The 19,375-nt window shown below is 65.3% G+C and carries 24 protein-coding genes and 1 pseudogene; 5 read left to right on the top strand and 20 right to left on the bottom strand.

Going from position 1 to position 19,375, the window contains the following annotated elements:
• Nucleotides 1-272: 272 nt before the first annotated feature.
• The 9 genes and pseudogenes from ABWW33_RS33130 to ABWW33_RS21460 all read right to left on the bottom strand — a co-directional run.
• A pseudogene (locus ABWW33_RS33130) lies at nucleotides 273-503 on the bottom strand (FHA domain-containing protein); the annotation flags it as partial.
• A gap of 82 nt (nucleotides 504-585) precedes the next feature.
• Nucleotides 586-1,005, bottom strand: coding sequence for a hypothetical protein (locus ABWW33_RS21495; protein WP_353403675.1), 420 nt, complete (start codon nucleotides 1,003-1,005; stop codon nucleotides 586-588).
• A gap of 57 nt (nucleotides 1,006-1,062) precedes the next feature.
• Entirely contained in the window at nucleotides 1,063-1,737 is a 675-nt protein-coding gene (locus ABWW33_RS21490; RefSeq protein ID WP_353403674.1) for a hypothetical protein, read from the bottom strand.
• Nucleotides 1,738-1,888: 151 nt separating this feature from the next.
• Nucleotides 1,889-3,979 (bottom strand): type III secretion system export apparatus subunit SctV, encoded by a 2,091-nt coding sequence (gene sctV, locus ABWW33_RS21485; protein WP_353403673.1) that lies wholly within the window; start codon nucleotides 3,977-3,979, stop codon nucleotides 1,889-1,891.
• Nucleotides 3,976-4,281, bottom strand: a complete 306-nt coding sequence (locus ABWW33_RS21480; RefSeq protein WP_353403672.1) for a hypothetical protein — start codon at nucleotides 4,279-4,281, stop codon at nucleotides 3,976-3,978. Before ABWW33_RS21480 ends, sctV begins: the two co-directional genes overlap by 4 nt.
• Nucleotides 4,259-4,711, bottom strand: a complete 453-nt coding sequence (locus ABWW33_RS21475) for a hypothetical protein (protein WP_353403671.1) — start codon at nucleotides 4,709-4,711, stop codon at nucleotides 4,259-4,261. Before ABWW33_RS21475 ends, ABWW33_RS21480 begins: the two co-directional genes overlap by 23 nt.
• Nucleotides 4,708-5,034, bottom strand: coding sequence for a hypothetical protein (locus ABWW33_RS21470; protein WP_176650705.1), 327 nt, complete (start codon nucleotides 5,032-5,034; stop codon nucleotides 4,708-4,710). Before ABWW33_RS21470 ends, ABWW33_RS21475 begins: the two co-directional genes overlap by 4 nt.
• A 37-nt stretch (nucleotides 5,035-5,071) precedes the next feature.
• Nucleotides 5,072-5,563 carry a hypothetical protein gene (locus ABWW33_RS21465; RefSeq protein WP_353403670.1) on the bottom strand — a complete coding sequence of 164 codons (492 nt, stop codon included), beginning with the start codon at nucleotides 5,561-5,563 and terminating at the stop codon, nucleotides 5,072-5,074.
• A 34-nt stretch (nucleotides 5,564-5,597) separates the two neighbouring features.
• Complete coding sequence (locus ABWW33_RS21460; RefSeq protein ID WP_353403669.1) at nucleotides 5,598-6,401, bottom strand: hypothetical protein; 804 nt, start codon at nucleotides 6,399-6,401, stop codon at nucleotides 5,598-5,600.
• 280 nt (nucleotides 6,402-6,681) lie between these two features.
• Here ABWW33_RS21460 and ABWW33_RS21455 point away from each other — a divergent pair, with 280 nt between their 5' ends.
• Nucleotides 6,682-7,266 (top strand): RNA polymerase sigma factor, encoded by a 585-nt coding sequence (locus ABWW33_RS21455; RefSeq protein WP_353403668.1) that lies wholly within the window; start codon nucleotides 6,682-6,684, stop codon nucleotides 7,264-7,266.
• A gap of 19 nt (nucleotides 7,267-7,285) precedes the next feature.
• On the opposite strand, the gene ABWW33_RS21450 is transcribed toward ABWW33_RS21455, so the two are convergent.
• The 8 genes from ABWW33_RS21450 to ABWW33_RS21415 all read right to left on the bottom strand — a co-directional run bounded on the left by ABWW33_RS21450 (nucleotide 7,286) and on the right by ABWW33_RS21415 (nucleotide 14,251).
• Nucleotides 7,286-7,720 (bottom strand): aldo-keto reductase family protein, encoded by a 435-nt coding sequence (locus tag ABWW33_RS21450; RefSeq protein WP_353403666.1) that lies wholly within the window; start codon nucleotides 7,718-7,720, stop codon nucleotides 7,286-7,288.
• A gap of 147 nt (nucleotides 7,721-7,867) precedes the next feature.
• Nucleotides 7,868-9,409: a class I SAM-dependent methyltransferase gene (locus ABWW33_RS21445; protein WP_353403665.1), complete on the bottom strand. Its 1,542-nt coding sequence runs from the start codon at nucleotides 9,407-9,409 to the stop codon at nucleotides 7,868-7,870.
• Nucleotides 9,406-11,007: a class I SAM-dependent methyltransferase gene (locus ABWW33_RS21440; RefSeq protein WP_353403663.1), complete on the bottom strand. Its 1,602-nt coding sequence runs from the start codon at nucleotides 11,005-11,007 to the stop codon at nucleotides 9,406-9,408. The genes ABWW33_RS21445 and ABWW33_RS21440 overlap by 4 nt, the downstream gene beginning before the upstream one ends.
• 37 nt (nucleotides 11,008-11,044) lie before the next feature.
• Nucleotides 11,045-11,173: a hypothetical protein gene (locus tag ABWW33_RS21435; protein WP_353403661.1), complete on the bottom strand. Its 129-nt coding sequence runs from the start codon at nucleotides 11,171-11,173 to the stop codon at nucleotides 11,045-11,047.
• Between the two features lie 105 nt (nucleotides 11,174-11,278).
• Nucleotides 11,279-13,303, bottom strand: a complete 2,025-nt coding sequence (locus ABWW33_RS21430) for a hypothetical protein (RefSeq protein WP_353403660.1) — start codon at nucleotides 13,301-13,303, stop codon at nucleotides 11,279-11,281.
• A 279-nt stretch (nucleotides 13,304-13,582) separates the two neighbouring features.
• Complete coding sequence (locus ABWW33_RS21425) at nucleotides 13,583-13,756, bottom strand: hypothetical protein (RefSeq protein WP_176650105.1); 174 nt, start codon at nucleotides 13,754-13,756, stop codon at nucleotides 13,583-13,585.
• 14 nt (nucleotides 13,757-13,770) lie between these two features.
• Nucleotides 13,771-13,983, bottom strand: coding sequence for a hypothetical protein (locus tag ABWW33_RS21420; RefSeq protein ID WP_176650698.1), 213 nt, complete (start codon nucleotides 13,981-13,983; stop codon nucleotides 13,771-13,773).
• A 112-nt stretch (nucleotides 13,984-14,095) separates the two neighbouring features.
• Entirely contained in the window at nucleotides 14,096-14,251 is a 156-nt protein-coding gene (locus ABWW33_RS21415; protein WP_176650697.1) for a hypothetical protein, read from the bottom strand.
• Between the two features lie 287 nt (nucleotides 14,252-14,538).
• Between ABWW33_RS21415 and ABWW33_RS21410 the strand changes: the two genes are divergently transcribed.
• Nucleotides 14,539-14,865 carry a hypothetical protein gene (locus ABWW33_RS21410; protein ID WP_176650696.1) on the top strand — a complete coding sequence of 109 codons (327 nt, stop codon included), beginning with the start codon at nucleotides 14,539-14,541 and terminating at the stop codon, nucleotides 14,863-14,865.
• A 102-nt stretch (nucleotides 14,866-14,967) separates the two neighbouring features.
• Here the strand turns inward: ABWW33_RS21410 and ABWW33_RS21405 are convergent, their stop codons facing one another.
• Nucleotides 14,968-15,306 (bottom strand): CesT family type III secretion system chaperone, encoded by a 339-nt coding sequence (locus tag ABWW33_RS21405; protein ID WP_353403658.1) that lies wholly within the window; start codon nucleotides 15,304-15,306, stop codon nucleotides 14,968-14,970.
• 271 nt (nucleotides 15,307-15,577) lie between these two features.
• Here ABWW33_RS21405 and ABWW33_RS21400 point away from each other — a divergent pair, with 271 nt between their 5' ends.
• A complete protein-coding gene (locus ABWW33_RS21400) occupies nucleotides 15,578-16,963 on the top strand; it encodes an aminotransferase (protein WP_353403657.1) in 1,386 nt (461 codons plus the stop codon).
• Nucleotides 16,964-16,998: 35 nt separating this feature from the next.
• Here ABWW33_RS21400 and ABWW33_RS21395 read toward each other — a convergent pair whose 3' ends face one another.
• Nucleotides 16,999-17,166, bottom strand: a complete 168-nt coding sequence (locus tag ABWW33_RS21395) for a hypothetical protein (RefSeq protein ID WP_353403656.1) — start codon at nucleotides 17,164-17,166, stop codon at nucleotides 16,999-17,001.
• A gap of 129 nt (nucleotides 17,167-17,295) precedes the next feature.
• On the opposite strand from ABWW33_RS21395, the gene ABWW33_RS21390 reads away from it, so the two are divergent.
• Together ABWW33_RS21390 and ABWW33_RS21385 are read left to right on the top strand one after the other, a co-directional pair.
• Complete coding sequence (locus ABWW33_RS21390; RefSeq protein WP_353403655.1) at nucleotides 17,296-17,658, top strand: hypothetical protein; 363 nt, start codon at nucleotides 17,296-17,298, stop codon at nucleotides 17,656-17,658.
• A gap of 52 nt (nucleotides 17,659-17,710) precedes the next feature.
• Nucleotides 17,711-17,944 (top strand): XapX domain-containing protein, encoded by a 234-nt coding sequence (locus ABWW33_RS21385; protein WP_353403654.1) that lies wholly within the window; start codon nucleotides 17,711-17,713, stop codon nucleotides 17,942-17,944.
• 75 nt (nucleotides 17,945-18,019) lie between these two features.
• Here the strand turns inward: ABWW33_RS21385 and ABWW33_RS21380 are convergent, their stop codons facing one another.
• A complete protein-coding gene (locus ABWW33_RS21380) occupies nucleotides 18,020-19,336 on the bottom strand; it encodes a hypothetical protein (protein ID WP_353403653.1) in 1,317 nt (438 codons plus the stop codon).
• Nucleotides 19,337-19,375: the final 39 nt, after the last annotated feature.

The raw sequence follows: 19,375 nt of genomic DNA, 5'->3' as shown, positions 1-19,375 counted from the left end.
CACAGCGTGCCGCGATTGACCGGATGGTCGGCATCGCCCTCGATGTGGATGATGCTGGCCTTGGCGTTTTTCGCGCCATCGTCCATATAGTGCAGCGCGTCGGCCGGCGCGCCCTGCTCCGGGTCCGCCGATGTGGCGGCCATGTCGGCTGCCGCTTCCTGCGGCGCCGGCACGTCCACCGGGGTTGGCGGCGGTTCCTGCCATGCGCTGTCCTGCATGGCCACCGTCAGCCAGATCTGGCCGACGCGGGCGGCGTCGCCGGGGTTCAGTTGCAGCTCTTCGCGGGTCTGGTTGTCCTGGGCGCCGCGTATCTCGCCATCGAGCACACGCAGCGTCCAGCCCGAACCGGACAGCGCGACGCTGGCGTGACGCTCGCGCACGCCGGGGTCGGCCAGCACCACGTCGGCATCGTCGGCGCTGCCGACGACGTGTTCGCCTTCATCCAGCCGCAGCGGCAGCGTCGCCCCGCGGTGGTAGCCGTTTAAAATTCTTAATTCATACATGATCGTGCTCCATCTGAATTCACTGGGAATATCGATGAGTGGGAGTTGGCCGGCGCCGGTTCCCCGACGCCGGCATGCCGCATCACGGCAGCGCCGACCGCAGCAATGCCAGCAGCAGGCTGCCCCTGCTGCGGTCGGTGGCCGGGTCGAGCGGGTTCCAGTCCGGATTGTTACTGTTGAGCAGAGCGCCGATGACCATCGCCTCGGCCAGTTCGCGCCGCTGCTGGGCCAGGCGTTCGCGCTCGCGCGCGGCGCCGCGCAGCGAGATGGCGGTGTCCTCCTTGCTGCGCAACAGCGCCGGCACCCGCTTGTCTTGCTGCGCCAGCGCCAGGTTCACTTCGCGCATGATGTCGTTGACGAACAGGCAGCATTTGTCGCGCAGCTGCTCGATGTCCTGGGCCAGGAACTGATCCTTGCTGGCGCGTTCGATGATGTGCAGCGCCTGCTCTTCGCTCATCGGCAAGCTTTGGTTGCGCGGTATTTCTTTCAAAGGAAGGCTCATGGTGACACTCCGTGGTTAGTCGTCGGGCAGGGACAGGCGGTCAGGCGGGAACCGGGATCAGCTGTGGTGGTCATCGTCATCCACGTCGCTGTCGCCCGCGCTGGAAGCGCCGTCGCCGGCGCTGGACGCATGGTCGTGGTCGCGCAAGTACGGCGGCCGCTTGTTACCCCCGCTGCCGCCGATCAAGGCCAGCGAATTCTTGCTGCCGATATCGACGTAGTGGTCGCGGTCATGCATAAATTTCAAATATTCTTCGTCCGACATCCTGGCAAGCGCTGGATGGCGCTGTGCCGGCACTGGATGGCGCGGCGGCGGCGGTGGCGGCTCGTCCGGTTCGGACGCGGTGGACGTGCTGGCCGCGCGGGATGGTGGCCTGCTCCCTGGCGGCGGTCCCGGCTGATCGGGATGGTGCTCGCCATCCCGCGATTCCGGCCCCGCCGGCTGATGCTGCTCGGCGCGGCGTCCGATGGTGCCGAGGAAGTGGCCGACCTGCTCCTGCATGATGCGGGCCGATTCCTGCGTCGCCACCGCGATGCTGGCGTCGTCCAGGCCGAAGTCGCGCATCAAGTTGCCTAGCCGGGCAGGCGTGAAACTGTCCGCCGCGTTCGCTATGGACCGCAGTCCGACCGGCATGCGCTGACGCCGCGGCGCTTCTCCCTGCGCGGGCGCAGACGCGCCTCCGATGCCCAGCGCCGCATGGAACGACTGCGCCATAAGCTCTGATATGTTCATGATGATGATCCTAAAAAAGTAATGCCGCTCCCCCTTTGGAGCAACCGTGGCGGCCGGCAGGGAATTCCCCAGGCGCCGGAATGGCGCGCGCGGCCGATGAATACAGGTATATGTCGGCGCCGCCGCCGAAGTTCCGCCGCCGCCGGACCGCTTAGAGCTCGATCATGCCGACCGGCTTGACCTTGGCATGCTGGGTCAGCTCGGAGAAGGCAAACACCGGCACAGGGAAGAATTCCTCTTCGATCAGCTTGCGCACCGAGCGGCGGATGTCGGCCGCCGTCACCAGCACCGGCGGCGTGATCGGGGTGCTGACGTTGGTGGAGAGCTGCTCCAGCCGGTCCAGCAGCATCTGCTCGAGCTCGGAATCGATGTCGAGGTAGCTGCCCTGGCTGGTCTGCCGCATGGAATTGCGCAGTTGGTCTTCCAGTTCCGGCGACAGCAGGATCACCTCGATCAGGCCGTCGCGCGCGACTTCGTGACACAGCTGCCGTTTGTAGGCCAGCCGCACATAGTCGGCGATCACGTCCGGGTCGCGCTCCTTGGGCGCCCAATCCAGCGTGGTTTCCAGCAGCAGGCGGGCATTACGCAGCGACACCCCTTCGCGCGTGAGGCGCTGCACCACCTCGGTCAGGCGCGGCAGCGTCACTGTCTTGATCACTTCCTTGCCCAGCTCGGGATAGCGGCGCTCGGCCCAGCGGGTGAACCGGATCACCTCGTTGACGCCGACGAACATCTGGCAATTGCGCAGCATTTCCACTTCGATGTCGGCGGCGAACACCTGCTCCCAACGCTGGAACTGGATGCCGGCCAGGATCAGCTGCTCCTCGTCGTCGATGCGCAGCCAGACCCGGCGCCGGCGCGAACCGGCGATATTGCGTTCCATCGCGGTGAAGCCCAGTTCCTGCACCCGTTCCAGCGGCTCGCGGGTGGCGGCCCAGCCCAGCAGCATCTCGTCGTCGACCAACGGCACCTCGGCCATCATGAACTGCACCCGCCCGGCCGGCGTGCTGTCGTTGAATTCGAATTCGATCGGCTTCAGATCGGGAATGCCGCGCCGCTCCAGCATGCCGTTGCGCATGATGCGCACGGCCGACCGGATCACCTCGGCCTGCGGCGTGCTGCGCAGCGCTTCGGGCATGCGCAGCAGGAAGGGCGTGGTGGCCGAGAAATTGGTGAGGTCGACGATGCCGGCGTTCTTGCGTTCCAGCTCGTCCGACTCGCGCTGCAGCTCGGCGTCGGCCAGCGGCTTGAGCAGGCCGATCACGCCGGCCAGGCACAGTCCGCACGCCAGGCCGATGAACACCAGCGTCGGCATGCCCGGGATCAGGCCGAACAGCAGCATGATGCCGGCCGCCGTCAGCAGCGCCTTCGGTTCGGCGAACAGTTCGCCGACGATGTCGCGGCCGATGTTGGTCTCGCCCTCCTCGCCGTCATCCTTGCTGACGCGGGTGGTGATGATGCCGGCGCCCAGCGAGATCAGCAGCGCAGGAATCTGGGCGATCAGGGCGTCGCCGATCGACAGGATGGAATACACGCGCATCGCCTCGGCCGCGTCCATATTGTGCTGGACGATGCCGATCGAAATGCCGCCGATCAGGTTGATGAACACGATGCACAGGCCGGCGATGGCGTCGCCCTTGACGAATTTCATCGCGCCGTCCATGGCGCCGTGCAACTGGCTTTCCTGGCCCAGCGTGGCGCGCTTGCTCTTGGCCTCCTCGGCGGTCAGGATGCCGGCGCGCAAGTCGCTGTCGATCGACATCTGCTTGCCCGGCATGGCGTCGAGCGAAAAGCGGGCCGACACTTCCGAGACCCGCTCCGAACCCTTGGTGATGACGATGAACTGCACCACGGTCAGGATCAGGAAGATCACCAGGCCGACCACCAGGTTGCCGCCGACGACGAAATTACCGAAGGTTTCAACGATATGGCCGGCGTCGCCTTCGAGCAGGATCAGGCGCGTGGTCGAGACCGATATGGCCAGGCGGAACAGCGTGGTCAGCAGCAACACCGCCGGAAAGGTCGAGAATGCGGTGGGACCTGCCATGTACATGGCCACCACCACGATCAGCCCGGAGGCGCACAGGCTCAGCGCGATCAGCATGTCGAGCAGCCATACCGGCATCGGCAGCACCAGCATGAAGACGATGCCGATCACCAGCCCGGCGGCCAGCAGTTCGGCGCGCTGTGCCAGCCGCGCCGAGAATTTGTTCAGCAGCAGCACCACGCCCATCGCCTTCATGCGTGCTCCCCGTGCGCCGCCGGCTCATGCCACTCCAGCCGCCGCAGCACCAGCGCGATCCAGGCCTGGTTCTGCGGCGTGCGCATGGCCAGCAAGCGCTCCCGGTCCACCGGCTCCAGCAATTCGGCCGCGGCGAAGGCGGCCATCATGAACAGCCGCGGCTCGTCCGGCCACAGTTGCAGGCAGCCGCTGGCCAGCTGATGCGCCTCCTCGTACTGGTAGGCGTTCAGATGGCCCCAGACCAGGCCGATGGCCAGCTGCAGCTCGTCCGCCATGGTCTCACGCGGGACTCGTTTCCTCATCGGACACCTCTTGTTGTGGGGTAAGGTTGACTTCGACGTCGCTGCGCCGCATCTGTTGCCAGCGCAAGCGCCACAGCACCGCCAGCTCGACCACGCGGATCGCCTGCAGGCAGGGGCTGCGCCCGGCCGGCTCCTGCGCCAGCGCGTGGGCCAGCAGCAGCCGCTCCAGGCCGCGCAGGCCCGGCACCGGATCGCCGCGCCAGACGCGGTTGTCGGTGCTCAGTTGCGCGCCCAGCACGCCGGTCAGCAGCGCCATCGCAGGATCGGCCGGAAACGCCTCGGCCGGCAGCGACAGGTCTTCTTCGGCGGACAGCAGGTCGGCGCGCGCCCTGGGGACCGGTTCGGTTTCGGCGACGCGATGGATTTCGGCCAGTTCGCCGACGTCGAGATGCCTGGCCCGGTCGACGACACCGGATTGACGGCTGATCAACTGAGCAACTCCCCGGCCGCGTCCCATTGTTCGGCCGACAGCGAGGACATGTCGTCGCCGTGTTCGGTCATGCGGCGCAGCAGGTACAGGCTGCCGTCGTTGAACATGGCCGGCAGCCAGGCGCCGAAGCGCGGCAGGTCGTCGGCCCGCTTCTTCAGCACGGCCGCGGCCTGCAATCCCATGTCCGGACTCGCGCCCAGCGCCACCAGCATGCCGCTGTCCAGCGGATAGACAAACACGTGCATGCCGTTCTCCAGCGTGTTCATGGCCACGGCCTGCTGCATGCGCGCTTCCGACGCCAGTACATTGAGCAATTCTTCCATTCTTCCCTCCTCTCCCGGTTAAACTGCCGCGCCCGCCTTACGCTTGGCGCTGCGCTTCGCGGCGCAAGCCGGCGATCTGGTCGCGCCATTCCTGCTCGCGGATTTCATCGCGCGTGGGCAAGGTCGGCACGTCGGCGTGCGCCAGGCTGACTTGCCGCGCCAGTTCCTCGAGCAGCTCGCGGCGCGCCGGCAGCTTGTCCTGCGGCCACAAGGTCAGCGGCAGCTGGGCCAGCGTGTCGCGCAGGAACAGGCAGATGCCGCCCCGCTGTTCGATGTCCGGCTTGTGGCTGCCGACGATCTGCGTGATCAACTGGTTGGCCTTGCCCTTGCCCCAGCCGGCTTCGGCGGCGGTCAGCAGCACGGTGGCGATTTCCACCGGACTCGGCTCGGCCACCACCTTGAGTTTCTCGGCCAGGTCGCGGCGCAAGGCTTCGGCCAGGGTCACGCTGGAACGCACCAGCGTGAACGCCGACGCATCGGACATGGTGAGCCAGTACCGTCCCATGCTGCGCTGGGGGTTTTTTCGCAAGTCGGATTTCACTATCGTCTCTCCTGGGGGCGCATCAAAAACCCGACATCATGCGCGAGCGCAGGCTGGTCATCGCATTCAGGCATTTGTCGGGACCGAAATTCTTGATCAGGGCTTTCAGCATCGTCAGCGGCGACAGCGGCGCGTCGAAGTTGCCCCGGGTTTTGGCGCCGATCAGGAAGCGCAGGTCGCGCGTCGATGGCAGCTTCCGGGATTCGCCGTCCTGGCCGGCCATGGCCTCGAGCGAGTTCACCAGTTCATCCGACTCCTGCAGCGCGCGGCGCATCTCGTGCGGATGACGCTCCATCAGCTCGCTCATCATTTCATTGAGCGCGTTCCTGAGCGAATTTTTCTTCATCTTGCTGATGGGCTGGTCTTCCAGCTTTTCCAGCGCGTCGTGCAGGATGTTGTAGCGCTGCATGGGCTGGAAATATTCCGCCAGCATGGCCTCGACCTCTTCCTGGCGCGCGCGGCCGCTGTCCTCGCGCAGCATGTCCAGCGTGTCTTCCACCGGCGACATGTTGAGCAGATCGTCATCGTCGTCGCCTTCCTGGTAGCTGGCGTCGAGCCGCGACTTTTTCTGCGTCTCCTTCTTGCTCGGCTGCCGTGGCTGGCGCGTGGGCGTGGCGGCGCGCTGGCTCAGCGTGCGCCGCTTGAAGTGCACGCCTTCCCGCACCCCGGCCTGGCCGTTGATGGCGTCGAGCGGCGTCAGTTCGGTGGCCGTGGCGACGTTGGCGGACAACACCCCTTGCCGGCTCACGTGCCGGGCGTGGTGGCGCACCGGCGCCGGCGTCTCGGGCGCGTTGTTGTTGCTGAAGCGGTTGATTTGCATGTTCATGGCCATCAGTGGCGACTGGCCATGAGCCGGTTCCATCAGGGCGGCTATGCGCGGGCGGGCGCCGCGCTGAGTGGCAGAGACGGTGCTTGAGTTCCCTCATTGTCGCTGAAACAGCGCGCCGGTTTCTCAATTTTATTCAATGTCTCACGAATGTTCACCGAACCGATGCAGAGGCCGCTTGCGCTGCTATCGTCCATCCATACCCAGCCGCAACGGCGATCAAGCAGTGCTTGCGCCGGCAGGCTGTTTCCCCACCAACACATGCAGCAAGGAGAACATCATGACCCAGACAGTTTCCGCCGGCGAATCAGCGTTGGCCGAGGCCGCCAACCCCGGCATCGACATCGTCAAGCTCTACACCACCCACCGCACCCACCTGCTGCGCTTTGTGCAGCGCTATGTCGGCAACCGCGAGGACGCCGAGGACGTGGTGCAAAACACCTTCATCGAGGTGGCCAAGTGCGCGCATCGTTTTTCCGGCCTGTCCAAGCCGTCGACCTGGCTGTTCGGCATCGCGCTGAACCTGGCGCGCAACCAGGTGCGCCGCAACGCGGCCGACCGCTACGATGCGGTCGACGACGATTTCATGGACCAGATCGCAGACGTGTATGCCGATCCCGCTCTGCTGTTCGAGTATCGCCAGATCGCGGAAAAGGTCGGCGCCATGCTGGACCAGCTGCCGGTCCGGATACGCTCGACCTTCGAGGCGGTGCTGGACGGCGACGCCACCTACGAGGAGGCGGCCGAACAGCTGCATATCCCGATCGGCACGGTGCGCTCGCGGGTGTCGCGGGTACGGGCGGCGGTGCGCAGTGAATACGGCGCCGCCAGCGACGGCAATGGCGTGTCCCACGGCTTTCGCTGATGGCGCCGGCGCGCTCGTCTCAGGCCGGACTCTGGCCGGCGCAGGCCGCCGCGAAATATCCCCTGGCCATGTCTGCCGTGGCCAGGATGGCATCCATCACGTCGCGCTCGTCGCGCAACTCCTGCAGCGGCACCTTGCGCACCACGATGTAGCGCCCTTCATCGGCATGCCACAGAAAATCGATCGACATCAGGCGCTGGTCGGCGCCAGGCGCCGGCGGATGCGGGCTGTAGCCCGGCTGTTCCGCCGTCTGCAGCAGCGCCGTGATGGACAGCCAGTGTTCCGCGCCGCCCGAGGCCAGCGCGGTGCGGGTCAGGATGTCGCCGATCAGCAGTTCGATCACCGGCGGTCCCGCCGTCTGTTGGTCGGACAACTCCACCATCTCCAGCAACAGGCGCTGTACGGCTGCCACGGAAAAGTCGTCGTCGGGGTGCTTGTCTTCGTCGCGTCGCAAGATGATGGCCTTGTAAAATCGGCGCCGGAGTGCCACGGCCGATGGGTGTCGATCTGATTATTTTATCCCAGGCGAGCCGCGGCAGGCCGCATTTTCGCGGACCGTGCCGGGCAAAGCCCCTGAGGCGGGGCTCGGAGATGGGCTGCGCTACAGCATGTGCAGCGCGCGCCAGACCGGCGCCCGCTGTCGTACGATGGCCTCGGTCAGGTAGCACAGCTCGGCGTGCAGGTCGTCCTCGTCCACCAAAGCCTTGCCGTCCTTGTTCAGGTGCAATCCCTGGCTGCGCAGGATGGCGCCGATCCGGCGGGCCCAGTTGACCGTGTCGGCCGGTTCCGCTTCCTGTTGCAGCAGGCCGTACACCAGGCGCTGCACCAGCCCGGACTTGAGTCCGTTGCCCAGCAGCGGCGACGCCAGGGCCTGGTACTGGTCGCCAAACAGCGACGCCTGCGCCACGGCGGCGTTCATCTTGCGCGCCGCGTCGGGCGCGGTGGCGGCGGCGCCGGTGAAGTAGGCCGAGGCCTGGTCCGAGGCGGTCAGCAAGGCCGCCATCTCGCCGATTTGCAGCAGGCTGCAGCCGGCCAGCGCGGGCAGCGCCGCCAGTTCGTCCAGGGTGTGCGGCCGCAGCGCCAGCGCGTCGAGCACCGGTTGGTAGGTGGCGGCGTCGACGTCGATGTTGCCGATGGGGAGCTTCAGCGCCAGCGTGGCCTGGCCGGGCAAGGCCGTCAGCGCCAGGCCGACCTGGCGCAGCCAGTGTTCCTGGCGCGCCGGCGTCATGCGGCGCGCGCCGCGCACGAAGATGTCCTCGCGAAAACTGGTGTTGGTCAGGTAATCCTTGATCGTCTCGCGCAGCGCCAGGTCCGGCACGGTCTGCAGCAGCTCAAGCTGCTCCGGCGTCAGGAACAGCTGGGGGAAGCTGCGCGACAGCTCGCCGGAGCCGATGTAGTCGAGCTTGGCGGAGGCCATGTCGCGCACTACATCGGCGTGGTACAGCGGCCGCCAGCCGGTGCTCATGTATTCGTGCGCCAGGTAGTGGGCCTTGTCGCGCATCAGCGAATCGATGCGGTATTGCAGGTCCGGATTGCCCTTGAAAAAGTCGGCGCCGCTGTCGACCAGGCCGCCGACCAGCGCGCGCACATGCTCGACCTGCTGCGGACGCGGATGGCTGTCGCGCTGCGCATATTCAAGGATAAGACGCTGCAACGGCAGCGCCGCGGTCCAGCCCGGCATGGCGTTGTAATTGAGATAGACGATGCCGCCCGGCTTCAGGTAGCGGTTGATGAAGTCGGCGATGTGCCGGCGGTTGTCGGCGTCGACCCAGCTGTAGACGCCATACATGGTGATGAAGTCCAGCTGCGGCAGCGCCACCTTGCCGGCGGCCAGTTCGGCAAAGCTGTTTTCCAGCAGCGTCAGGTTGTTCAGTTGCGCCGCCGACGACAGCTGGCGCGACGCGGCCACCTGCGACGGACTGAAGTCGACCGCGTAAAACTCGCCCCGAGGATGGCTGGCGGCCAGGATGTTGGCCGTCAGGCCCTGGCCGGCGCCCAGTTCCATGTAAGTGAAATGGCCGTCCAGCGGCACCGGCTCGTAGCCGTTGAGCACGCAGGCGAAACTCAGGTGGGTGGGACTCTGTTCGCGGAAAAACGCGGCCGGGTAGTCGATATTGGATACGTAACCGTCATTCCAGTTCATTGCTCGCACTCCTCTGTATGCAATGGCGGCGGCAGCATCAGCAGGCCGCGCCATAGCGGACTGCGCCGTTCAAGTATGGCTTGCACCGTGGCCCAGATGCCGCTGATGATCTCGTCCTCCGAATCGAGTTCGAGCTCGTCGCGCACCACCGCCCGGCCCTGTTCGACCACCTGCCGCCAGACCTGGGTGGCGATCGCGTCCACGTTGAGCGGCAGCGCCTGCGCCGCCACGGCCGGCAGCACGGCGCGGTAGACCAGGCGCTGGAACAGCGGCGCCTTGATGCCGCTGCCCAGCAGCGGCGCGGCAAACACGCGGTAGGCCGCCTCGCCGCCGCGCGCCTGCCCGGCGATGGCCAGGTTGAGCCGGCGCGCGGGCGACGTGTCGGCGCCGGCGGCGCCGAGGAAGTACGGGGCGGCTTGGCCGGTGTCGGCCAGCAGCGCCGCCGCTTCGGCGATCTCGGCCAGCGTATGCGATGCCATGGCCGGCAGCCGCGCCAGCTCCAGCAAGGTGCGCGGCTCCTGCCCCAGCGCCGCCAGCAACGGCGCGTAGGCCGCCGGCGGATTGGCGCCCTGGGCCGGGAACTTCAGGCCGGCATGGAGCTGTTCGGGCAGCACCGTCAAGGCGATGCCGCACTGTTCCTGCCATTGCCGCTGGCGTTCCGGGCCCATGCGGCGCGCTCCGCGCACGAACACGTCCTTGCGGAAGCAGGTGTTCTTCATGTAGTCCTTGATGGTCTCGCGCAGCGCCGGGTCGGCGATGGTGTCGAGCAAGGCGCTTTGCGCCGGCGTCAGGTACAGGGCCGGCAGCGCCCACGACAGGCCGGCCGAACCGACATAATCAAGTTTGGCGGCGGCCACGTCGCGCACCACGTCGGCGTGGTACAAGGGCTCCCAGCCACGGTTCATGTATTCATGCGCCAGGTAGCTGGACCAGTCGGCGTCGCCGGTCATGGCGGCGTCGAGGTAGGTGCGCAGGCCGGCGCCGGCATTGTTGGCGAAGTAGGCGGCGTTGTTTTGCACCAGCCCGCCCACCAGCTTGCGCATGTGTTCGATCTGCTGGTGGCGGCTGCCGGGATACAGGTCGACATGCTCGAGGATCAGGCGCTGCAGCGGCAAGGTCGTGCTCCAGCCCGGCATCGCGTTGTAGCTGATGTAGGCGATGCCGCCCGGCTTCAGGTAGCGCGCGAGGAAGCGCACGATATGGCGCCGGTTCTCGGCGTTGACCCAGCTGTAGACGCCGTGCAGCGTGACGAAATCAAACTGCGGCAAGCTCACGGCGCCATCGGCCAGGTCGGCGAAGCTGCTGTCCAGGAATTCCACATTGGCCAGTTCGGCGCTTTCCGCCAACTGGCGGCTGGCGGCGATGTGCGCCGGATTGAAGTCCGCCGCATAGAAGCGCCCCAGCGGATTGGCGGCGGCCAGCACATTGGCGGTCAAGCCCTGGCCGGAACCCAGTTCGAAATATGTGAACGGCCGATCCAGCGCGACCGGTTCCACGCCGTTGAGTATGCAGGCAAAGCTGAGCAGCGACGGACTCTGCTCGGGAAAAAACTCCGCGACGTAGTCGATATCGGAAACGTAACCTTCATGCCAATCCATGGAGATTCCTTCAAGTGATGGGAAAAAGCGCGGACGCCTATTTGCGGTGCAGCCGGCGGATGCGGTGCCAGGGGAAGCCGTCGTCCAGGTGGCCGGTGGCGAAATCGATCATCGGCGGTGCGCCGGGATCGCGGTCCTGATCAATGACAAGAAAATGCTCGCTCATGAAACTCCTCCATCAAAAAGTGGGTACACCAGACGAGAGCCGGAACCCGTGCGGGTTCCGGTGTTGCGGCATCAAGGCGCGGCTGCCGCACCGCGCCTTTCAGACTCAGGCGGACACGGTGCCGTCCTTGCGGGCGGCGTCGGCATCCCAGGTGGCCAGCAGGCCGTCGTGCTGGCCGTTGGTGGCCGACTCGATTTTCTTGAACAGCTCGGCGTCGTTGGCCATGTAGGCCTTGGCTGCTTGCTGCACTTCCGGCGGCACCTGGATGGTCTTGCCATCCTTGCCCGTCAGGTAGCCGGTGTCGGCCATCTGCTTCATCTGGGTGTCGGACAGCATGCCGGTGGCCTTGTCGTTCTGGAAGTTCTTGATGGTGCCGACCGCGCTCGAATCGGATGGCAGGTTGGTGTTGCCAGTTCCAGTGACCGGCGGCTGGCCGCCCGGCGTCGGCGTGCCGGTAGGGCCAGGGCCGCCGTTGGCCGAGACGCTGCCGTCCTTGACGGCGGCGTCGGCGTCCCAGGTCGCCAGCAGGCCATCGTGCTGGCCGTTGGTGGCCGACTCGATTTTCTTGAACAGCTCGCCGTCGTTGGCCATATAGGTCTTGGCGGCCTGCTGCACTTCCGGCGGCACCTGGATGGTCTTGCCGTCCTTGCCCGTCAGGTAGCCGGTGTCGGCCATCTGCTTCATCTGGGTGTCGGACAGCATGCCGGTGTTCTTGTCGTTCTGGAAGTTCTTGATGGTGTTGACCGCGCTTGAATCGGACGGCAGGTTGGTGTTGCCGCTGCCGGTAGTGGCGACCGGCGGCTGGCCGCCCGGCGTCGGCGTGCCATTGGGGCCGCCGTTGGCCGAGACGCTGCCGTCCTTGACCGCGGCGTCGGCGTCCCAGGTCGCCAGCAGCCCGTCGTGCTGGCCGTTGGTGGCCGACTCGATTTTCTTGAACAGCTCGCCGTCGTTGGCCATATAGGTCTTGGCCGCTTGCTGCACTTCCGGCGGCACCTGGATGGTCTTGCCGTCCTTGCCCGTCAGGTAGCCGGTGTCGGCCATCTGCTTCATCTGGGTGTCGGACAGCATGCCGGTGTTCTTGTCGTTCTGGAAGTTCTTGATGGTGTTGACCGCGCTCGAATCGGACGGCAGATTGGTGTTGCCGGTATTGCCGCTGCCGGTGACCGGCGGCTGGCCGCCCGGCGTCGGCGTGCCGTTGGTGCCGTAGTTGGGCGCAATGCTGCCGTCGCTGACCGCGTGGTTGAAATCGCCCTGCCCCAACTGGCCGTCGTGCTTGCCGTCGGTGGCCGATTCCAGTTTCTTGAACAGGGCTGCGTCGTTGGCCATGTAGGTCTTGGCGGCGTCCTGCACTTCGGGCGGCACCTGGATGGTCTTGCCGTCCTTGCCGGTCAGGTAGCCGGTGTCGGCCATCTGCTTCATCTGGGTGTCGGACAGCAGGCCGATATTGTGTTCCTTCTGGAAGTCGTTGATGGTCTTGGCGGCGCCGTATTCGGACGGACGGTTGGGCGACACGTGGCCGTTCATGACCGCGCTCATGAAGCTGTCCTTCGGAATGCCGGTCGGGCCGTTGTTGCCGTTGCTGCCGCCATTGGCCTGGATGGTGCCGTCCTTGACCGCGTTGCCGTAGTCGCCCTGGCCCAGCTGGCCGTCGTGCTTGCCGTTGGTGGCCGATTCCATTTTCTTGAAGAAGGCGGCGTCGTTGGCCATGAAGACCTTGGCGGCGGCCTGCACGTCGGGCGGCACCTGGACGGTCTTGCCGTCCTTGCCGGTCAGGTAGCCGGTATCGGCCATCTGCTTCATCTGCGAGCTCGACAGCAGACCGATGTTGTTATTTTTCTGGAAGTCGTTGATGGTCTTGGCCGCGCCGGACTCGGATGGCTGGTTGCCGCCGCCGGTCAATCCCATGTTGGTGCGGATCATGTCCTTGACGCTGTCGGGGATGGGCAGGCTGTTCAGCCAGTTGTTGACCTCCTGCTTGTAGTTCTTGTCGTTGCCTGGGTCGTGCAGTGCGATGTCCACTTCTTCCGGGTTGGAGGGCGCGCCGGTCAGCTTGAGGGTGCCGACGAAGCCGGAAGGATCCTCCGTGGTATAGGTAGTGCTGGTGGTGGTAGTGGTGACTGTTGACGACATGCTTTTCTCCGAAAATGGTGGGGGTCTGAAACATTCTTGAACACGTCTCGCTATCCGGCCTGCCCGACTCATCTGAAATTGCATGGCCCGTCAGGGAGCTGGTCCGCGCGGACTCGCAAATAAGTCGCGGTGCATTTGCAATAGTTCCGGCGGCGTCACGCTATCTGCATGGGTAACGCGGCCGCCGCGCGCCCACGACGGACGCGCCGGACCGCGCAGCGGCGATCCGGCGACAAGCAACAGGGGAAGCCGGCGCACGCCGGTATGTGGCGCCGCGGCCTACAAGGCGGACTGCGCGGCCTCTTCGGCCTTCTTGATGAATTTGGTGAACACGTTGACGTTGTCGACGTTGGCGGCGGCGGCGCTGACCCCCGCCATATTGGCCCGGGCCTCGCTGCCGCCGGCGCGCGCGCCAGCGCTGATGGAACCGGTGCTGCTGGTGGATATACTCATGTCGACCTCCTCGGCTATTGCTGGTCGTTGACGCTTTTTGCCATGGTGCTGAAAATCTTCAGCTTGGCCAGCGAGGTTGCCTGCTGCGATACCCACAGCTGGAATTCCATCGCCTGCGCCGATCCCTGCTGGGCCGCGCTGACCATGGAGTTGGGTGTGCCCTGCTTCAAGCCGGGATTGTCCTGCGATGCGTATCCACTACCGAGTTGGCTTTGGAAGGTGGCCATGGTGTGCCTTTCAAAAGAATGATATGCCGCCGCCGGCGGAAACAGGATGGGCAACACCAGGCATGCGCGCCGCCCATCCCGAGGAAGCACTATCTCATGCGATGGTGCCCGATCAGATCAGCGCCAGCGAGTTATCGCGGCCCTTTTTCTGGAACTTCACTTTGGCGTTGTCGCCATCGACCATTTCGCCTTCTGCGTTGGTGGCTTCTTGAGCCGCGACCGCCATACCGGCACCTACCGCTCCACCTGCTGGGACTCCCATTGCCATAATTAACTCCTCAGTTGTTTAAAAAATGCCGCCTGTACCGCAGTCAAGAAGCAAGACGGTCTTCCATGGGTCGCAACGCAAGGCGCGCCGGTTCCCGCGGCCGGCATTTATTTGCGGATTATTTTTCATCGGCATCTTCCTCACGGCAACCATGGGAACTTTAGTAAAAAATCCGACCACCCATTTTTGCAGTAAAAATTCCCTCAACTTCCAAAGGACATACCATGGGCTTAAATGTTACTTTTACGGGCAGCAGCGGCGCGAGCGGCATCCCATCCGCAGGTGAAATGGATTCGTTCGCTTCCGGCTTGAAGAACGCTTCGTCGGGCGATCTGCTGAGCGCACTCGGCAAACCCGGCATGGAACCGTGGCAAAAAGACGCCATCAACAAGGAACTGACCAACCGCGCCGCCCAGTCGGAACCGGCCAAGAGCGGTGGCGAAAGCGAAGACGACATCAAGAAGCTGCTGAAGAAGCTGCAGGACGGCACCATCTCGCCGGAGGAACTGCAGAAACTGGCCGGCATGCTGGGCGTCGATCCGGAGAAGCTGGAAGCGGTCAAAGGTAAAGGCGCCGGTCCCGACGGCACCAATATCGAGATCCAGGGCGGCTAAGCGTCTGTTCGGGCCCGGACGCCGTCCGGGCCCCGCGCCGGCGCCGCGGCAAGGGCCGCCCGTCCTCTTGTCCGGCGCCGGCGCCGCCTGCCGGCCCCTCCCTCAATACGCCGCGAACAGAAAATGATCCTGGCGCCAGCGCCTGGCCATGCCGGCAAAGAATTCCAATAATTCCACGGTCGACTCCAGCGTCGCCTCCTCCAGGGCAAAGCGGCACATCAGCCCGATCATGTTGCGGTCCGCCTGGTAGGTGAAGGCCGGGCTGTTGACGCCGAATAGATACGCATTGGTTTCCAGCAGACGCAACAGCATGCGCTCGCGCGACTGCGGCGGCAGCACGCCGAATTCGCAGTACACCAGCACGCTGTCGGGCACGATCAGCCCGCCGTGGAACAGCGTGAAATTCACATCCCCCAGCGGCAGCTGCGCCGCCTGATACATGATCCCCGGTTCAGGGATATCAAACTTCCTGCATAACTGCCCGATCAGGGCACGGTAGCGTTCTAGCACATCCGATCCTTTATTTATTTTCATTTTTTGTACCCAAGTCGATTCAGATGGGTCAACGCCGATGCCGTTGCAGTTCCCCCGCTGCAATAAGAAGAAATCCCGGCGGCAGGGAACCGATGGAACCCGGCGCCTGCCCCTGTCCACCCACGTCCATGCGCCGTTCCGGCTCCGGAGCGGTCCCTCCCCTCTACCGGAAAACGCCATGAACAAACACCCGGCCTTACCCCATCGCACCGAGGAATACCGATCCATCCACGGCGCCGTGCATCTGCTGCCCTTCGAAGACAACAACAGCGTCGATACCGGCGCCACCAGGATCATGGTGCGGGGCGAAGGCGTCCACCTGTGGGACAGCGAAGGCAACCGCTTCCTGGACGGCATGTCCGGCCTGTGGTGCACCGCCGTCGGCTACGCAAGGCCGGAACTGATCGCCGCCGCCACCCAGCAACTGCAGCAGCTGTCCTTCTGCAGCCAGTACTTCAATATCACCCACCCCGCCGTGGTGCGCCTGTCGGCCAAGCTGCTGCAGCTGCTGCCCGGCGACTTCAGCAAGATCCTGTACACCAACTCGGGTTCGGAAGCCAACGAAACGCTGATCCGGGTGGTGCGGCGCTATTGGGACGTGGCCGGCAAGCCCGACAAGAAGCAGTTCATCAGCCTGCGCAACGGCTACCACGGCTCGACCGTCGGCAGCGCCTCGCTGGGCGGCATGAAGCTGATGCATGAGATGGGCGACCTGCCCATTCCCGGCGTGCACCATATCGACGAGCCGTACTGGTATGGCGACGGCGGCGCGCTGACCGAGCACGAGTTCGGGCTGCAGGCCGCAGGCAAGCTGGAACAGGCCATACTGCGGCTGGGCAGCGAACGGGTGGCGGCCTTCGTGGCCGAGCCCTTCCTGGGCGCCGGTGGCATGATCTTCCCGCCGGCCAGCTATTGGCCCGAGATCCAGCGCATCTGCCGCAAGCACGACGTGCTGCTGTGCGCGGACGAGGTGATCGGCGGCTTCGGTCGCACCGGACAATGGTTCGCCCATCAGCACTTCGATTTTCAGCCGGACACGCTCACCATCGCCAAGGCGCTGACATCGGGCTATATCCCGATGGGCGGGCTGGTGCTGTCGACGCGGATCGCCAGCGCGCTGGCGGAAAAAGGCGGCGTCTTTGCCCACGGCCTGACCTACCAGGGCCATCCGGCGGCGGCGGCGGTGGCGCTGGCCAATCTGCAATTGCTGGACGAGGGCGGCATTGTCGAGCAGGTGCGCCAGCACACCGGCCCCTACTTCCAGCGCCGGCTGCGCGAAGTATTCGGCGAGCACGTGATGGTCGGCGAGATCCAGGGCGCCGGCATGGTGGCGGCGTTGCAGCTGGTGGCCGCCAGGGACGGCAGGCGCCGCTTCATGAACGAGGGCGGCGTCGGCGCCTATTGCACGCGCAAGGCGCTCGAACAGGGCCTGATCGTGCGGCCCCAGTCCGCCCGCATCATCATGGCGCCGCCGCTGGTGAGCACGCGCGACGACATCGAGCAACTGCTGGGCAAGCTGAAAGCGGCGGTCGACCAGACCGCGCGCGCGCTCGAGATGTTGTAAGGCGCGGGCCGGCACAGGGCCGGCCTGCGGCGCCCCTATTCCGACAGGGCCCCGAGCCAGCCGCGCAGCCAGGCACCGCGCGGCGCGCGCCGCTGCTGCTTGAGCAGCTTGATCCGTTGTGTCACGCGTTGCCGGGCGTGGTACAGGGCTACGCTGTCGCGGCCGGCGGCCGGCGGGGAGAACCAGATACGCATCATGCACATCCTTTCTGAGTGGGTATGGCCATGGGTGGCGGACGCGCGGCGTTCGTTCCATCGACACCGCGCAAGGCACGGAACTCGCTGCCGCATGGCGCCACTTATAAATTCCTCAACCACACCGATAGGCAAACCATGACCATCGCACTGAACGGCAACGGGCAGATCAACCCGTTCGAATTGAACAAGAACGACGTCCACGATATGAAGGAATTTCACAAGGAGAACGAAAACAAATCGGCCGGCGACCTGCTGAACCTGGCCGAAAACGGTCATCTGGAAAGGTGGCAGAAGGCCGCCATCGGCCAGGAGCTGCAGCACCGCCTGGACCACGGCGAGATCGGCAAGGACTGCACGCCCGAGGAAAAGAAGGAACTCCAGGGCCTGCTCGACAACATGAAAAAAGGCAATCTGTCGCCGGACGGCGCCGAACGCCTGGAGACCCTGCTGCACGCCAGCCCCACCGCCGGCCATGATCCCCACGGCGGCATCAACTAACGACGCGATGCGCGGGACGCTCCGTCCGGGCCTTCCCGCGCCCTACCCCATCATGAAAAATTACGCTATTTCCCTGCTGACCGGCATATTGGTCGGTCTGATTTATGCGGTGTTCCGCATCCCCTCGGCGCTGCCGCCGGCAGTGGTCTTCATCGGTTTCCTTGGCATGTTCCTGGGCGAAAAATTCGCCGAGACCATCCTGCGGCGCCATGCCGCCGTCCCCGAGATCCAGGCCGCCGCCGCGACCGCTGTGGCCGATGCCGCACCGGTTCCGCCACAGCACTAATCTATCGCTGTCTGAAATAAAAACGGCGGCCTGCACCTTCGAAAGTGCAGGCCGCCGTTGTGCTGGCGCGTTGAATCAGGCCTGTGTTGCGACGGGAGTCTCCTCACGCATCCGGCGTACCGCGTCGACCAGCTTCGCATCGACCGCAGGACCGAACGCGAGCACCGCGGTCCAGGCAGCGTTGATCGGCGACAGGCTGGCGGCGAACACCAATTCCTTGGCGGCGGCGACCGCCAGATCGGACGCTCCATGCTGCGTCATATAGGTGCCCAGCTGGTTCGAGGCAAAATTGCTGAGACCTATCCCGACGCTCCAGATGGCGGCGCTGGCCACGGTTGATGCCGGCTGGTCGCGCAGCTGGTGGACACCGTCGCGCAGGCCCTGCACCAGTTTTTCTCCAAAGTCGTTGCCTACCTGGCGCGCGCCGCCTGCCAGTGTCGCCGCCGTGCGGTCGCTCCACGCGGGCATATCGTGGCGCTGCCTGAGTTGCTCAAGCTGCGTTTCCCAGGTTTGACTGGCCAACAACAGCGCCGGACCGCTGCGGCTGTGTTTTTCCTCGACGGTCTTGTCGATGCCCGCCACCACCGAGCCGCCGATGAGAGCGGTCACCGGACCGCCGACGCTTTGCGCGATCATTCCCGCCCTTGGGCTGTGCACGTGCGCCAGGGTCGGCAATTCGCCCACCGTGGCGAACGACGCCGGGAAGCCCTGGAAGCTGGCCATTTCCTTGTATTTTTGTACCGAGCCGGGTTGCAGCCCGGCGACCGCCTCGGCCATGGCCGGATGCAGATCGGTCGGGTGCAGCCATGGCGTATGGGCCGTCGTCCGGCCATTGACGCCGCCGCCGACGTGCACCAGCAAATAGGTCAGGAAGCCGGACAGCAGGCCGACGTTGATGTCCCTGACCTTCGGCAGCCAGGTGGACAGCTGGCCGCCTACCGCGTTGGCTACGGCAAACGGCAATGCGCCACTGCCGCCGGCCGCCATGTGCGCGCTCAGGTCGATGGCGTGCGCGTAAGCAAACAAGCTCTGCAGATTTGCCACCGTCTCGCCATTGCCATGCAGCGCAGCGGCCCGGTTGGCGGCCAGTTCGTCGATGGCTGTATCGTTGGCGCCATTTTTATACGGTGCGAACAGCGCGTTGACATATTCGTGCATGGCACGTTGGGCGTCGGCCGCATGCGGCGTCACGCCGCTGATCGAGGCGGCGTCGGCCGACGATACCGATTGGCGCAAACGGTTTGCGATGGAGTTGTCGCGCGCGCTCGGCTGTGGCGGGGTGGACGGCGATGCCGGCAGCTGCGCTTCATTGGCAGGCAGCGGGGCCGGTTTGGCGTCGTCGTGAGACAGCGACGCCAGGGAAAAACTATTGGAGGGGGTTACAGCAGCCATGATCGTATACTTTCAATGTGGGTTATCGGGATTGCGGTC

It is taken from the genome of Duganella hordei (genome assembly GCF_040369125.1).
Lineage (GTDB): Bacteria > Pseudomonadota > Gammaproteobacteria > Burkholderiales > Burkholderiaceae_D > Rugamonas > Rugamonas hordei.
Note: the sequence above shows the minus strand (reverse complement) of the source record. Positions and strands in the feature narration are given on the sequence as shown.